At 67.0% G+C, this 12671-nt stretch carries 9 protein-coding genes; 3 read left to right on the top strand and 6 right to left on the bottom strand.

What is annotated here, in order from left to right:
• Positions 1-220: 220 nt before the first annotated feature.
• Positions 221-1663: a CCA tRNA nucleotidyltransferase gene (locus tag ABZ904_RS13395; RefSeq protein WP_360990971.1), complete on the top strand. Its 1443-nt coding sequence runs from the start codon at positions 221-223 to the stop codon at positions 1661-1663.
• A gap of 104 nt (positions 1664-1767) precedes the next feature.
• Here the strand turns inward: ABZ904_RS13395 and ABZ904_RS13390 are convergent, their stop codons facing one another.
• The 4 genes from ABZ904_RS13390 to ABZ904_RS13375 all read right to left on the bottom strand — a co-directional run bounded on the left by ABZ904_RS13390 (position 1768) and on the right by ABZ904_RS13375 (position 5579).
• Positions 1768-2238: a hypothetical protein gene (locus ABZ904_RS13390; protein ID WP_359390544.1), complete on the bottom strand. Its 471-nt coding sequence runs from the start codon at positions 2236-2238 to the stop codon at positions 1768-1770.
• 173 nt (positions 2239-2411) lie between these two features.
• Positions 2412-3674: an MFS transporter gene (locus tag ABZ904_RS13385; protein ID WP_360990967.1), complete on the bottom strand. Its 1263-nt coding sequence runs from the start codon at positions 3672-3674 to the stop codon at positions 2412-2414.
• A gap of 97 nt (positions 3675-3771) precedes the next feature.
• Complete coding sequence (locus ABZ904_RS13380) at positions 3772-4854, bottom strand: inositol-3-phosphate synthase (RefSeq protein ID WP_359390550.1); 1083 nt, start codon at positions 4852-4854, stop codon at positions 3772-3774.
• A 44-nt stretch (positions 4855-4898) separates the two neighbouring features.
• Positions 4899-5579 (bottom strand): helix-turn-helix transcriptional regulator, encoded by a 681-nt coding sequence (locus ABZ904_RS13375; protein WP_359390553.1) that lies wholly within the window; start codon positions 5577-5579, stop codon positions 4899-4901.
• Between the two features lie 374 nt (positions 5580-5953).
• Between ABZ904_RS13375 and ABZ904_RS13370 the strand changes: the two genes are divergently transcribed.
• Together ABZ904_RS13370 and ABZ904_RS13365 are read left to right on the top strand one after the other, a co-directional pair.
• Positions 5954-8623, top strand: a complete 2670-nt coding sequence (locus ABZ904_RS13370; protein WP_361823060.1) for a transglycosylase domain-containing protein — start codon at positions 5954-5956, stop codon at positions 8621-8623.
• Between the two features lie 128 nt (positions 8624-8751).
• Positions 8752-10260: a glycosyltransferase 87 family protein gene (locus tag ABZ904_RS13365; RefSeq protein WP_361823057.1), complete on the top strand. Its 1509-nt coding sequence runs from the start codon at positions 8752-8754 to the stop codon at positions 10258-10260.
• 92 nt (positions 10261-10352) lie between these two features.
• On the opposite strand, the gene ABZ904_RS13360 is transcribed toward ABZ904_RS13365, so the two are convergent.
• Positions 10353-11384, bottom strand: a complete 1032-nt coding sequence (locus tag ABZ904_RS13360; protein WP_359390562.1) for an alanine racemase — start codon at positions 11382-11384, stop codon at positions 10353-10355.
• A gap of 127 nt (positions 11385-11511) precedes the next feature.
• Positions 11512-12630 (bottom strand): peptidoglycan bridge formation glycyltransferase FemX, encoded by a 1119-nt coding sequence (gene femX / locus ABZ904_RS13355; protein ID WP_359390565.1) that lies wholly within the window; start codon positions 12628-12630, stop codon positions 11512-11514.
• Between the last annotated feature and the right edge of the window lie 41 nt (positions 12631-12671).

Here is a 12671-nt window from a genome sequence, read left to right as displayed (position 1 = left end):
GCTCGCCCGTCCCTCGTCGTCGTCAGTGGTCGTCGGAATGTGCGTCCCCGCATGGTAACGAGATGCGCGGAACCGAAGTGCCGCGGTCCATGCTCGAAGATCGGGGCCCGGCGTTGATATGTCCCAGATGTTCGCCTATTCAGGGAAGTGTGATGCCGGGCACTTGTGCACGTTTAATGGAGGCGTCCGTCCGGGCCAAGGCCACGTACCCTTTTCTGCTGTGCCGAATGCCAATGAAGACAATCCCAGTGCCCTGAGTCAGGTGCAGCGCCGCGCGGTCAGTGAACTGCTGCGGGTGTCCCCCGTCGCCGACGACCTCGCCCGCCGATTCCACACGGCCGGGTTCTCGCTCGCCCTGGTCGGCGGCTCGGTGCGGGATGCCCTCCTCGGCCGGCTCGGCAATGATCTGGACTTCACGACCGAAGCCCGCCCCGAGGACGTTCTGAAGATCGTCCGGCCGTGGGCGGACGCCACCTGGGACGTCGGCATCGCCTTCGGAACGGTCGGCGCGCAGAAGGACGGCTACCAGATCGAGGTGACGACCTACCGGTCGGAGTCCTACGACCGGACTTCACGCAAACCGGAGGTGTCCTACGGCGAGTCCATCGAGGAGGACCTCGTCCGTCGCGACTTCACGGTCAACGCGATGGCCGTCGCTCTGCCGGAGAAGGAGTTCGTCGACCCTCATGGCGGGCTCGAGGACCTCGCCGCCCGTGTGCTGCGCACCCCCGGTACCCCTGAGGACTCGTTCTCGGACGATCCGCTGCGGATGATGCGGGCCGCCCGCTTCGCGGCTCAGCTCGACTTCGAGGTCGCTCCCGAGGTTGTGGCGGCCATGAAGGAGATGGCCGGACGGATCGAGATCGTGTCCGCCGAACGTGTCCGCGACGAGCTGAACAAGCTGATCCTGTCCTCGCACCCCCGCAAGGGGCTGAGGCTGCTGGTCGAGACGGGGCTGGCCGACCATGTCCTCCCGGAACTTCCCGCACTGCGACTGGAACGTGACGAGCACCATCGGCACAAGGACGTCTACGACCACACGTTGATCGTGCTGGAACAGGCGATGGCGCTCGAGAAGGACGGTCCGGACCTCACCCTGCGGCTCGCGGCGCTGCTGCACGACATCGGGAAGCCGAAGACCAGGCGGTTCGAGCAGGACGGCCGGGTCTCCTTCCACCACCACGAGATGGTGGGCGCCAAGATGACCAAGAAGCGGATGACGGAGCTGAAGTACTCCAACGACCTGGTGAAGGACGTCTCGCGCCTGGTCGAGCTTCATCTGCGCTTTCACGGCTACGGCACCGGCGAGTGGACGGACTCCGCGGTACGCCGTTATGTGCGCGACGCGGGCCCTCTCCTCGACCGCCTCCACAAGCTCACCAGGTCCGATTGCACGACCCGGAACAAGCGCAAGGCGACCGCGCTGTCCAGTGCGTACGACGGCCTGGAGCGGCGCATCGCCGAACTCCAGGAGCAGGAGGAGCTGGACTCGATCCGCCCCGACCTCGACGGCAACGAGATCATGGAGATCCTGGGTGTCGGTCCCGGCCCGGTCGTCGGTCGGGCGTACAAGCACATGCTGGAGCTCCGTCTGGAGCACGGGCCCATGGAACGTGACGTTGCGGTCTCCGCACTCAAGGAGTGGTGGGCCGAGCAGGGCTGAGACATGGAACGGGGTCATGTTTCACGTGAAACATGACCCCGCGGACATGCGAAGGGGCGATGTTTCACGTGAAACATCGCCCCTTCACCGTCTAGGTCGCCGTATTACTTGGTTTCCTGCAGGCACAGCACGACGTCGTGGCCGCCGCCGGACTGAATGTAGGAGATCGACGCGTCCTTGACGTTCTGGCACTTGTTCTCGTCGCTGCTGCCGTCAAACTTCTGGACGACCTTGTACTGGGCCTCGCTGGAGGAGCAGTCGACTTCCTTGAGGTCGGCGTTGTTGTCCGTACCGTCGTTGTGCATGCATGAGCCGACCGACGTCGACTCCGCGTCGGTCTCGCTGAACCAGAAGCCGATGCCGAACTTGACGGCGGCGCCGATGACGATGACAGCTATGATCCCGACGATCCGGAGAGCCTTCTTGCCCCCACGCTTGCTGGGGCCGGCCTGCGGCGGTATCGGGGCCGGAGCTCCCTGGTTCGGGAACGGGGCGTACGGGGCACCCTGCGGGGGGACTCCGGGGTAGCCGGCTTGCTGCGGCGGAAAACCCGGCTGGCCAGGCTGCTGCCCCATGGGCGCCGTGGGCTGCTGAGCGTATGGATTCGGGCCCTGGGGCGGCGGAGTAGTCACTTTGGGGGTCCCCCTCGAACGTGAATGCGCATGGCGCGAAGTAAGACGCCCGTAAGTTACCGGTCCGCAGTGTCAACTCTGAAGCTGGATGGGGCTCCGTAGCCTTCATGTGACACTTACTGGCGTTCAAAGCGGTACATAGCCACAGCAACGGCTGCGTAGACCACGGCAACCGTGACCACCAAGGCGACTGAGCGGCCGTCAGGAGGCAGCATCAGGGCGGCTACCGCTGCCGCACCGACGAAGGCGACGTTGAAGAGCACGTCGTAGACGGAGAAGACCCGGCCGCGGAAGCCGTCGTCGACCGTGTGCTGGACGATCGTGTCCGTGGAGATCTTCGCGCCCTGCGTGATCAGCCCCAGGACGAAGGCGGCCACCAGCATGGGGCCGGTGGCGAAGGGAAGGCCGAGCGCGGGCTCCAGCACCGCGGCGGCCGCGGCGCACACGGCGATCCAGCCGCCGGGGCCCAGCTGTCCCGCAGCCCACGGGGTCACCACGGCGGCAGCGAAGAACCCGGCGCCGGAGATCCCCAATGCCAGCCCCAGCAGGGTCAGTCCGTGGTCGGCGTCCGAGGACAGGGCGTACCGGCACAGCATCAGCACCAGGACGAGAAGCGCGCCGTAGCAGAACCGCATCAGCGACATCGCGATGAGCGCCCGGGCAGCCTCCCGGCGCTGTGGTGCCGCGAGGTACCGCACACCGGCCACCAAGTCGCGTGTGGCGTCGGCGAGAGCCGTACCGAGCCTCGGCGGCACCGACTCCCGGTCGGGGCCCAGCCGTTCCGGCGCGAGGCTCAGCGAGGCCACGGCCGACCCCAGATACAGGGCTGCGCCCAGAAGCACCACCGCCGCGTCGGAGTCCGCGGCCACCAGACGGACGAGGAAGGCGAGTCCGCCGCCCGCCGTAGCGGCGAGCGTGCCGGCCGTCGGGGAGAGCGAGTTGGCCATCACCAGACGCTCGTCGTCGACCACGCGGGGCAGTGCCGCGGACAGTCCCGCGAGGATGAAACGGTTGACCGCGGTGACGCAGAGCGCGGAGACGTAGAACAGCCAGTCGGGGACACCGCCGAGCATCAGAACGGCCGTCACACAGGCCATCAGGGTCCGCAGGAGATTGCCGTAGAGGAACACCTGGCGGCGTCGCCAGCGGTCCAGCAGCACGCCCGCGAAGGGGCCGACGAGGGAGTACGGCAGGAGCAGCACGGCCATGGCGGCGGCGATCGCTCCGGCGGAGGTCTGCTTCTCCGGGGAGAAGACCACATAGGTGGCGAGTGCGACCTGGTAGACGCCATCGGCGCCTTGAGACAGCAGACGCACGGCGAGAAGGCGTCTGAAGTCCCTGAAGCGCAGGAGGACGCGCAGGTCGCGCACGACGGACATGGTGCACAGCCTCACATACGCGTCGGTCCCCGGGCACATGGCCCGGGGACCCGAGGAGGACCGGTGGTGCGGTCCGGACGCGGGGGTGGCGCCGTCGTCAGCGCTCGACCTCGCCCCTGATGAACTTCTCGACGTTCTCCCGGGCCTGGTCATCGAAGTACTGGACCGGCGGGGACTTCATGAAGTACGAGGAGGCGGAGAGGATCGGGCCGCCGATGCCGCGGTCCTTGGCGATCTTCGCGGCGCGCAGGGCGTCGATGATGACACCCGCGGAGTTCGGGGAGTCCCAGACCTCGAGCTTGTACTCCAGGTTCAGCGGAACGTCGCCGAAGGCGCGGCCCTCGAGACGGACGTACGCCCACTTGCGGTCGTCGAGCCAGGCCACGTAGTCGGACGGGCCGATGTGGACGTTCTTCTCGCCGAGATCCCGGTCGGGGATCTGAGAGGTGACGGCCTGCGTCTTGGAGATCTTCTTGGACTCCAGGCGCTCGCGCTCGAGCATGTTCTTGAAGTCCATGTTGCCGCCGACGTTCAGCTGCATCGTGCGGTCCAGGATGACACCCCGGTCCTCGAACAGCTTCGCCATGACGCGGTGCGTGATGGTGGCGCCGACCTGGGACTTGATGTCGTCACCGACGATCGGGACACCCGCCTCGGTGAACTTGTCGGCCCACTCCTTGGTGCCGGCGATGAAGACCGGAAGGGCGTTGACGAAGGCGACCTTGGCGTCGATGGCGCACTGGGCGTAGAACTTCGCGGCGGCCTCGGAGCCGACCGGGAGGTAGCAGACGAGGACGTCGACCTGCTTGTCCTTGAGGACCTGGACGATGTCGACCGGCGCCTCGGCGGACTCCTCGATGGTGGCGCGGTAGTACTTGCCGAGACCGTCGAGGGTGTGGCCGCGCTGGACCGTCACACCGGTGGACGGCACGTCGCAGATCTTGATGGTGTTGTTCTCCGAGGCGCCGATGGCGTCCGCCAGGTCGAGACCGACCTTCTTGGCGTCCACGTCGAAGGCGGCGACGAACTCGACGTCACGGACGTGGTAGTCGCCGAACTGGACGTGCATCAGACCCGGGACCTTGGACGCCGGGTCGGCGTCCTTGTAGTACTCGACTCCCTGCACCAGCGACGCGGCGCAGTTACCCACGCCGACGATGGCTACGCGAACCGAACCCATTCCGGTTGCTCCCTGTGTGTACTGGGTGAAGCCCCGAATGGACCTCACGTGGTGGTGTCGTCGGACGGATCCGGCCGGGTGCTGTCCCGGTGCCGGGGCAGGCCGCCCGTCTCTCCCGATGTGCTGTTCGGAGCAGAGCCGTCGGCAGCGGAACCCCTGAGGTCCCGGCCGGCCCGCTCGCTCTCGATGAGCTCGTTCAGCCAGCGCACTTCGCGCTCCACGGACTCCATTCCGTGGCGCTGGAGCTCAAGGGTGTAGTCGTCGAGGCGCTCCCGGGTGCGTGCCAGCGAGGCGCGCATCTTCTCCAGGCGCTCCTCCAGTCGGCTGCGGCGGCCCTCGAGGACGCGCATGCGCACGTCACGGGAGGTCTGTCCGAAGAAGGCGAAACGAGCGGCGAAGTGCTCGTCTTCGTATGCGTCGGGACCCGTCTGCGAGAGCAGTTCCTCGAAGTGCTCCTTACCTTGCGCCGTCAATCGGTAGACGATCTTGGCGCGGCGCCCCGCGAGCGGAGCGCCGAGGGCGTCGTCGGGGCCGCCGCCCGACTCCTCGATCAACCAGCCGTTGGCGACCAGCGTCTTGAGGCACGGGTAGAGCGTCCCGTAGCTGAACGCGCGGAATACGCCCAGTGACGTATTGAGTCGCTTGCGCAGCTCGTAGCCGTGCATCGGGGACTCGCGGAGCAGGCCGAGAACGGCGAACTCGAGGATCCCGGAACGCCGGCTCATCCGCGCCTCCCCTCGGTCACTGTCTCGTCCGCACGGCCTTTATGCCGAGCTGATGTATCGGCTCGATACATCAAGACGATAGAACGCGCCTCGTGATGCGACAAGAGGGGGCACGGTGAACGGGGTCACATCACCAATTCGTAGGAGGCAAGTTGCCTGTTTTGGGGTGAACTTCGGAGCTAGGGGGGTTTTGGCGGTGCGTAGTCTGTGCGGCATGCACATCACCGGGAACCGAGTGACGCCGGGGGACGTCCTCGTTCTTGGTGCAGTACGGGTGAATGACAAAACGACCGCATCCGTACTTCGGGGGGACCGGAAACCAGCCGCCGTTTCCAGGCGCGTCAGGATGCGCCTGCCCGAGGAGTAATCGTTCGATGAGCGAGCACCGTCGCAAACCGCAGCAGCCGCAGGAAGGCGGACGTGCCGCGGCCCGACGCGGCCAGCCGGCGCCCTCCAGCCGCCGCGCGGCACCGCGAGGCGCCACCGGGTCCCCCGCCGACTCCTATGGAGCGGGGGGTGAAGAACGCCCGTACGGTGGCCGTGCAGAGGCCCGGCGGGCGGCACAGAGAAGTGGCGGGGGTGGTCGGCGCAGAGCGCCCGACGGTCCCGGACGTGGCCCCGGCGGCCCGAACGGGCCCGGGCGCGGCAGAGGGCGGGCATCCGTCCCCGCCAAGAAGCGCATCATCGACTACCCGCGGGCGGGCAAGTACGGAGCCGCGCGCTGGGTGCCGTCGTGGAAGCTGGTGACCGGGATGTTCATCGGCTTCATAGGGGGCCTGGTGGCGGTCGCCGGCATCGGGTACGCGATGGTGAGCGTCCCGAACGTCGCGCAGACCGCGACCGCGCAGAACAACGTCTACTACTGGTCCGACGGCACCCAGATGGTGGCCACGGGCGGTGAGACGAACCGCCAGATCGTCAACCTCTCGCAGATCCCCCAGGCGATGCGGTATGCCGTTATCTCCCAGGAGAACAAGACCTTCTATACCGACAGCGGCATCGACCCGAAGGGCATCGCGCGCGCGTTCTTCAACATGGCCACGGGCGGTCAGACCCAGGGCGGCTCCACCATCACCCAGCAGTACGTGAAGAACGCGAGGCTGGACGACCAGTCGCAGACGGTCACCCGGAAGTTCAAGGAGATCTTCATCTCCATCAAGGTGGGAGCCACCGTCAAGAAGGACGACATCCTGGCCGGCTACCTGAACTCCGCGTACTACGGCCGGAACGCCTACGGCATCGAGGCGGCCGCGCACGCGTACTTCAACAAGCAGGCCATCAAGCTGAACCCGGGCGAGTGCGCCTTCCTCGCGGCGATGCTGAAGGGCGCCACGTACTACGACCCGGCGGGTAACCCAGCCATCGACCCGTCCGCGACTGCTGAGGCCAACCAGCGGCGGGCCACGCTGCAAATGCAGGACACTCTCGACAAGATGGTTCAGTACGGCCATCTGAGTGCCACGGACCGGGCCCAGTACAAGGCCCTGCCCCATGTCGACAACCCGCGCTCGAACACCCGGCTGAGCGGCCAGACGGGTTATCTCGTCGACCTGGCCAACAGCTACCTGGTCACCCACAGCGACCAGACCCACATCACCCAGCAGAAGCTGCAGCAGGGCGGACTCCAGATCTACACGACCTTCGACAAGACGAAGGTCAAGCAGCTCCACGACGCGGTCAAGAACGTCCAGGACAAGAACATCAAACCGAAGGAGCGCCCGAAGACGGACACCTTTGTCCAGTTCGGCGGCGCTTCCGTGGATCCCGCCTCCGGCGCCATCAAGGCGATCTACGGCGGTGAGGACGCGACCAAGCACTTCACCAACAATGCCGACTCGACCGGTGCCCAGGTGGGTTCGACGTTCAAGCCCTTCGTGCTGGCGGCCGCGATGGAGTGGGGGGTGCGCAACAAGGATCTCGGAGAGGAGCAGGCGCAGGACGAGCGCACCGTCGCCTCTCCGAAGAGCCTGTACAGCGGCAAGAACAAGCTCAAGATCAAGAAATACGACGGGACGGTCTGGACTGACAAGGACAACAAGGAGTGGCTGCAGGCCAACGACGGCAACCTGTCGGTCGGAAAAGCGCCGGACTACAAGATCGACCTGCGTGAGGCGATGCAGTACTCGGTCAACTCCGTATACGTCCAGCTTGGCATGGACGTTGGTACGGACAAGGTCGAGCAGTCGGCTCTGGACGCCGGCATCCTGAAGTCCAGCCTGGCCAGTTCCAACTTCCCCTCGTTCTCCATCGGTACCTCTGACCCGAGCGCGATCCGTATGGCTGGCGCCTATGCGACCTTCGCGGCCAGCGGTCGGCAGAACGACCCCTACTCGGTCGACAAGGTCAGCAGCAAGGACGGGACGGTCTTCCAGCACGTCAAGCAGACCAAGGACGCCTTCACCCCGAAGGTCGCCGACAACGTGACCGACGTCCTGAAGACCGTGGTCGACAAGGGCACGGGTACTGCGGCGCGGCTGCCCGGCCGCGACGTGGCCGGCAAGACCGGTACGACAGACGACAACAAGTCCGCTTGGTTCGTGGGATACACCCCGCAGCTGTCGACCGCGATCGGCATGTACCGCATGGACGACAACGCGGCGAACAAGAACCGCACCTTCCTGAAGATGTATGGAACGGGCGGTCAGAAGGAGATCCACGGTGCCTCGTTCCCGGCCCAGATCTGGCACGACTACATGGCCGAGGCGCTCAAGGGCCAGCCTCCGGCGCAGTTCCCGACCCCCGAGCCCATCGGTAAGGTCATCAACGACACCCCGAGCCCGAGCGTGACGCCGACGCCCACGCAGAGCGTCACGGACAGCCCGACGCCGACCCCGACGCCCAGCGAGTCGCTGAATTCGCCCTTGCCGACGCCGAGCGACACCTGCCGCAAATTCGACTGGACGTGTGGCAGCAACGGTGGCACCGCCGGCGGCACCGACGCCGGCGGCACGGGTGGAGTGACCTCCTCGCCGACCGAGAGCTCCAGCAGCGGAAACTCCCGGGGCAACGGCAACGGAGGCCTCTTCGCAGGACCGAACGGCTAGTCGTCACCGCATGTGTTTCACGTGAAACGCTCCGTTTCACGTGAAACATCGGCCGGAGAGGGCCGTCACACCGAGCAGGTGTGGCGGCCCTCGTCGTTTTCCTAGCCGGATGCGGCAGGATGAGCCCCATGCCCAGTGCAGAGACGACGCGAGCCAGCGTCCACGAGCCGGAGGCCGTGCGGCCGACCCGGGAGGACGCGGTTGCCGCGGCCGGCAGCGAGCTGATCGGCGGTCCTATCGGACGGCGCGCACTGCTCGGGACGTCCTGGTGGACTCCCGTGCGGGTCGTGGCGCTCGTCATGATCGGCATGTTCGCCCTCGGTATGGTCCAGAAGCTGCCCTGCTACGACAGCGGCTGGTTCTTCGGCGCCAGTTCGCAGTACACCCACGCCTGCTACTCGGACATCCCGCACCTCTACCAGGGGCGTGGTTTCGCCGATGGGCTCGTGCCCTACTTCGACAAGCTTCCCGGCGACATGAGCTACCTCGAGTACCCGGTGCTCACCGGTGTGTTCATGGAGGTCGCTTCATGGCTGACCCCGGGCAGCGGCGCCCTGCAGGCCCGGGAGCAGACCTACTGGATGGTCAATGCGGGGATGCTCATGGTGTGCGCCGTGGTCATCGCCGTGTGCACTGCGCGTATTCACCGGCGCCGTCCCTGGGACGGCCTCCTGGTGGCCCTAGCGCCCGCCTTCGCGTTGACGGCCACCATCAACTGGGATCTGCTCGCCGTGGCCCTGCTGGCCGCCGCGATGCTGATGTGGTCGCGGGGCCGGGCGCTGGCTTTCGGGGTTCTGGTCGGTCTCGCCACGGCAGCCAAGTTCTATCCGTTCCTGGTGCTCGGGCCGCTCCTTCTGCTGTGCTGGCGAGCTGGCAAGTGGCGTGAGTACGCGACCGCCGTGCTGGGGGCCGTGGGGGCATGGCTCGTGGTCAACCTGCCGGTGATGTTCCTGGCTCCCGAGGGCTGGTTGAAGTTCTACAGCTTCAGCCGTGAGCGCGGCGTCGACTTCGGTTCCGTCTTCCTGTTCATCTCGCGCTGGCTGAACATCGAGATCACCAAGGACACGGCCAACACCAGCGCGATGATCATGATGCTGTTGGCCTGTGCGGGTATCACCGCGATGACGCTCACGGCCCCGCGTCGCCCCCGTTTCGCGCAGCTTGCCTTCCTGATCGTCGCGGCGTTCATCCTCACCAACAAGGTCTACTCGCCCCAGTACGTACTGTGGCTGGTCCCCCTCGCCGCACTGGCCCGCCCGCGCTGGCGCGACTTCCTGATCTGGCAGGCCTGCGAGGTGGCGTACTTCCTCGGGATCTGGACATATCTCGCATATACCACCAGTGGAGATGCCCACAAGGGTCTACCGACGGACGGGTACCAAGTGGCCATCGCCGTCCATCTGCTGGGGACGCTCTACCTGTGTGCCGTCGTCGTCCGCGACATCTTCATGCCGGAACGGGACGTCGTGCGCAAGGCCGGCGACGACGACCCGTCGGGCGGTGTCCTGGACGGGGCGCCGGATGCGTTCGTGCTGGGAGCCGCCGCTCATCCGCCGCGGCACGCGGCGCACTTCGACGGTCCGCACGTGGAGTGGGGCAGCCAGTCTGTGGAGCCCACGGGCAAGAGTTCGCCCTGAGCGAACGGGACGCAGAGGTGCTACGACAGGGGCCGCACACGGAATCCGTGGCGGCCCCTGTCGTAGCTGCTGGGCGCTTCAGGCTGTGCCGTTCAGCGGTCGACGAGCCGGTCGAACTGCGTGGTGGTGTGCCGCAGATGCGCCACCAGCTCGTCACCGACCTTGGGCTCCGTCGCATCCGCGGGAACGAACAGGATCGAGACCTGCATGTGCGGAGGCTCGGCGAACCAGCGCTGCTTGCCCGCCCAGACGAAGGGCGAGAGGTTCCGGTTCACCGTCGCGAGGCCGGCGCGGGCGACGCCCTTGGCGCGCGGCATGACGCCGTGCAGGGCCTTGGGGGCCTCCAGACCCACACCGTGCGACGTTCCCCCCGCTACGACGACCAGGTAGCCGTCCGAGGCCGCCTTCTGCTGCCGGTACCCGAAGCGCTCGCCCTTGGAGACGCGTGTGACGTCCAGGACCGCCCCGCGGTACTCGGTGGCCTCGTGGTCCCCCAGCCACAGCCGGGTGCCGATACGGGCCCGGAAGCGCGTCTGCGGGAACTGCTGCTGCAGCCGGACCAGCTCCTCGGCCTTGAGGTGGCTGACGAACATCGTGTGCAGCGGCAGCCGGGCCGCGCGCAGCCGGTCCATCCAGCCGATGACCTCCTCGACGGCGTCGGAGCCGTCGGTGCGGTCGAGCGGGAGGTGGATGGCGAAGCCCTCGAGGCGGACGTTCTCGATGGCGGAGTGCAGCTGCGGCAGGTCCTGCTCGCTGACGCCGTGCCGCTTCATCGAGGACATCACCTCGATCACCACACGGGCGCCCACGAGCCCGTACACGCCGTCGACGGACGACACCGAGCGGATGACCCGGTCGGGCAGCGGTACGGGCTCCTCGCCCCGCCGGAAGGGCGTCAGCACCAGCAGGTCACCGCCGAACCAGTCCTTGATCCGGGCCGCCTCGTACGTCGTGCCCACGGCGAGCACGTCGGAGCCCAGCCGCGTGGCCTCCTCCGCCAGCCGCTCGTGGCCGAAGCCGTAGCCGTTGCCCTTGCAGACGGGGACGAGCCCCGGGAACTGCTCCTGCACGTGCTTGTGGTGTGCCCGCCAGCGCGCGGTGTCGACGTAGAGCGTGAGCGCCATGGCCGGTCCCGGAACCTTTCTCGTGGCTGGGGTGTGTCAGAGGTCTGAAAGGGAATTGTGACGGATCCGCCGGACCGACGGGGATCATGCCGGGCCGCACGGGCGCCCCGGCACGGGAACTACGGCCTCAGCGGCGCGACATGTAGATGTCGAGCGCCTTGTGCAGCAGCTTGTTGAGGGGGAAATCCCACTCGCCGAGGTACTCGGCCGCCTGACCGCCGGTGCCCACCTTGAACTGGATGAGACCGAAGAGGTGGTCGGTCTCGTCCAGCGAGTCGGAGATGCCGCGCAGGTCGTAGACGGTGGCACCGAGCGCATAGGCGTCGCGGAGCATCCGCCACTGCATCGCGTTCGAGGGACGGACCTCACGGCCGATGTTGTCGGACGCCCCGTAGGAGTACCAGACGTGCCCGCCGACGATCAGCATCGTCGCCGCCGAGAGGTTCACACCGTTGTGCCGCGCGAAGTAGAGCCGCATGCGGTTGGGGTCCTCGGTATTGAGGGCCGTCCACATGCGCTGGAAGTACGACAGCGGGCGGGGCCGGAAGTGGTCACGCACGGCCGTGATCTCGTAGAGCCGCTGCCATTCCTCGAGGTCGTGATAACCGCCCTGGACAACCTCGACACCGGCCTTCTCGGCCTTCTTGATGTTGCGGCGCCACAGCTGGTTGAAGTTCTTGTGGACCTCTTCCAGGGAACGGTTGGCGAGCGGCACCTGGAAGACGTAGCGGGGCTGCACGTCGCCGAAGCCGGCTCCGCCGTCCTCGCCCTGCTGCCAGCCCATACGGCGCAGCTTGTCGGCCACCTCGAAGGCGCGCGGCTCGATGAAGTCCGCCTCGATGTCGCGCAGGCGCTTTACGTCCGGGTCCTGGATGCCCTGCTTGATGGAGGTGGCCTCCCAGCGCCGGATGATGACCGGCGGGCCCATCTTCACCGAGAAGGCGCCCTGCTGCTTGAGGTGGGCCAGCATCGGCCGGATCCAGTCGTCCAGATTCGGCGCGAACCAGTTGATGACCGGACCCTCGGGCAGGTACGCGAGGTAGCGCTTGAGCTTCGGCAGCTGGCGGTAGAGCACCAGTCCCGCGCCCACCAGTTCGCCGTTCTTGTCGAACCAGCCGAGGTTCTCCGACCGCCACTCCGCCTTGACGTCTGCCCAGGCCGGGACCTGCATGTGGCTCGCCGACGGCAGGCTCTGGATGTAGGCCAGATGCTGCTCGCGGCTGATCGTCCTCAGGGTCAGGCTCATTCGGGGCGCTCCTCGGGCTGGTGTGTCCCCATGGGTACAGG

The sequence above is a fragment of the Streptomyces sp. NPDC046900 genome, from assembly GCF_040644975.1.
Taxonomy (GTDB): Bacteria; Actinomycetota; Actinomycetes; order Streptomycetales; family Streptomycetaceae; genus Streptomyces.
This window is presented reverse-complemented; position numbering and strand designations above follow the sequence as displayed.